Genomic DNA, 2,072 nt, shown 5'->3' with positions numbered 1-2,072 from the left:
ACGTGAAACACCGCGGCGACATTTTCATCCTCAGGATCACCGCTTCGGTTCCCGCTCTGCCAACCAGTCCAATGCGCATACCCGCCGAATACCGTCATATAACGTGGCGCGTTCGCCATCCAACGTGATAAGCGTTTTGGGATAATTGTCCCTCAGCGGCCGAAAGGAGGACAGCTCGCGCTCCACATATCCATCAGCGTGGATTTGCCGCATCGGCGCACGCCGGTGATGACTTTAATGATGGGCTTGTCACGCCATGCGGACAGCTTTCGTAGATATTCCGGTCATCGATGACCACGGCAGGACCACAGGGACGCATAGCATGGTTGAGACGCGCCGCGAACTTTTCAAAACGAGAGGTTATGACTAGCATGGCGGATAACAGCAGCTCCCTAAGCCTACTCACAGTGCTCAAACCAGGGGGCTCTTCTCATATCGGGGCGGAATCCAAGCCCGCGAAGACCATCGAGCAGATGATCGCTCTGATGTCGGATCGTGGCTTGGCAATCACCGATGAGACAAAAGATATAAAGGATATAAAAAGTTATAAAATCGCGTCGGACAAGTACGCGGGCAAGCCAATCAAAGCATCATACGGGGAAATCGTCTGAAATGCTCTGAATACTAAGAGGTGAGACAGGCTTAGGAACAATAAATAAACCGCACTGTAATTGTTGAACTGAAGAACTCCATCCAACAATTACAGTACGGCACAATCAGCTACTGATTAATCGTAATCTGCGTTAAAGCATTGCTTCATACCATCAGTCCGCAGCCTTGCCTCGATATCGCGCCCATACCAATACTGCTCCAAGCATGGCCAATATTGCACCCACCGCAAATACCGCAATCGTGTTCACGCCAGTTTTTGCAGTGGAATCTGCACTATTGTCCTGACCATCAGGATGCTGAGAAACAATCGCAACCTTTTTCAAAGATGCAATTGCATTCTTCAGCTCTTCCGTGGCTTTATCAACAGTTTGTTGATCCTTGGACGACAATGCACTTTCCGCATTGCTCAAGGCATCTTGCAGCACTTTCCAAGTTGAATTTGTATAATCTGCTTTTTGCAGCTTCTTGGCCTCACCAATAGCAGCATTCAATTTTGAATAATCTACAGCATCCGGGTCGATTACGGTAACCGTAACTTGTGCAGTACGAGTTACTCCATTCTCAGAGTACGAAACTGTAATCGTTTGTTCCCCGAGTTTATTCGAATCAAACCCATCCACTGAATACTGATCCTGTGTTAGCTGCTTCAGCTCTGAATTATCTCCATACTGAGCAGAAACAACCAGCTCCGGCTGATCTCCAAGACGAATTACGGTATTTTTAACGCTCACCTTAATACCTGTCAAGGTATTGGCATCTACAGCGGAAACCACTTCTCCGGAGACGACCGGGTAGAAGGTGATGCTGTCGATTGCGGGAGCGACGCCCCAAGACACCGCGCCGGCACCGGTACCGGCCGGATCCCAGTTGCCCAGCACCAACGCGCCGCCATCCGTGGTCAGTTCCAACGAACGGTTCAGGAAGTTGGAATCCGAGTAAGTGTAGCGGAACGCGCCACGGGCGAGCTCCTTGCCGTCCGCGGAACCGGCACGCACCTGCAATCCCAGATCGACGATCTGCGGATTGTAATCATGCCTTCCAATGAACGCATCATTCGAGAACGACACCACCACGTTGTACGTTCCGGCCGGAACCTTGCCGGCCGGAATCGTCAACGTGCCCTTGTTGTCGCTGATGACGCTTGGCGTGTTGTTCTTGTCGAGCGTGACGACTCGGGTGCGGTCGCCCATGCCATCGGCGCCGGATTCCGTGGTCTCAAACTGGTTGCCCAATCCGGTGACCCACTTGGATTCCGAAGCGTTCGTCGTACCGCTCGCGTTCACGACTTTCGCGCCGCCGCCCAGTTGCAGGGATTCGGCTTCCAGACGAACGGAACCGGCATCGGCCTTGGCATTGCGCGCGGTGGATACCTCACGTACACGGATGCCTTCGGCGCCCGTAAGCGCGATCTTGTTCACGCCTTCGCTCATCGCCACGGTGACGGTCGAGGATTGCAGGCC

General features: G+C 52.8%; 2 protein-coding genes. One reads left to right on the top strand and one right to left on the bottom strand.

The genetic code is table 11. From position 1 onward, the window contains the following. Nucleotides 1-362 precede the first annotated feature (362 nt). On the top strand, nt 363-611 hold the full coding sequence (locus B3C64_RS08705; protein WP_291535097.1) for a hypothetical protein: 249 nt from the start codon (nt 363-365) through the stop codon (nt 609-611). Between the two features lie 153 nt (nt 612-764). Here the strand turns inward: B3C64_RS08705 and B3C64_RS08700 are convergent. Continuing rightward, the coding region (locus B3C64_RS08700) for a bacterial Ig-like domain-containing protein (protein ID WP_291535096.1) at nt 765-2,072 on the bottom strand (1,308 nt) is incomplete at its 5' end.

It is taken from the genome of Bifidobacterium sp. UBA6881, from assembly GCA_002451435.1.
In the GTDB taxonomy this organism is placed as follows: domain Bacteria; phylum Actinomycetota; class Actinomycetes; order Actinomycetales; family Bifidobacteriaceae; genus Bifidobacterium.
The sequence above is the reverse complement of the archived record's forward strand: the minus strand, read 5'-3'. Positions and strand labels throughout refer to the sequence as shown.

What these genes read in the sequence shown, in the direction of transcription:
- B3C64_RS08705 (WP_291535097.1), top strand. Translation starts at nt 363, where the DNA reads ATGACTAGCATGGCGGATAACAGCAGCTCCCTAAGCCTACTCACAGTG.